Origin of the sequence: Pseudoselenomonas caprae, from assembly GCF_008271345.1 — a bacterium.
GTDB lineage: Bacteria > Bacillota > Negativicutes > Selenomonadales > Selenomonadaceae > Selenomonas_A > Selenomonas_A caprae.
Map to the genome: position 1 here is coordinate 1 of NZ_VTOZ01000068.1, position 524 is coordinate 524.

A 524-nucleotide genomic window follows, 5' to 3' on the forward strand; every position below is an offset into this window, starting at 1 on the left:
GAGCTGGGCCGTAAGATAAGTCAGATTGACATTACAGGCCGGCAAGTCAGATACCGATTTGACAAGTCAAATCAGCTGGTTGACATTTGCGATGAATTTGACCAGTCAATTGTCCAATTTACCCGCGATGCCGATGGCGCCATCCAAAAGATAACCCACGCCAACGGCATGTGGCAGGATATTGCCTATGACGCGGATAAGAATATAACGAGCCTGACGGTAGCCACGCCCGATAAAATCCTTGCGCAGAACACCTACCGCTACGACGGCAACGGCCAAAGAATCGAGAAAAACGAGCTGGCGGGCAAGACCCTCTACACCTATGACAGCCTGAATCGCCTAGAACAAGCAGAATATCCAACCTATACGGAGCGATTCAGCTACGACCAAGCGGGGAATCGGCTGACTAGAACGGCGAAAGATATCGAGGAGCAGTATGTTTATGATGTCAACAACCGTCTGACAAGACGAACCGTCAACGGACAGGTTGAACCCTATCGCTACGATAACGCAGGCAATCTGCT

Annotated in this window: 1 protein-coding gene; it reads left to right on the forward strand. The window is 50.4% G+C overall.

The window, feature by feature from the left end; genetic code table 11:
- The coding region (locus tag FZ041_RS14505; RefSeq protein ID WP_222931181.1) for an SLAP domain-containing protein at positions 1–524 on the forward strand (524 nt) is incomplete at both ends.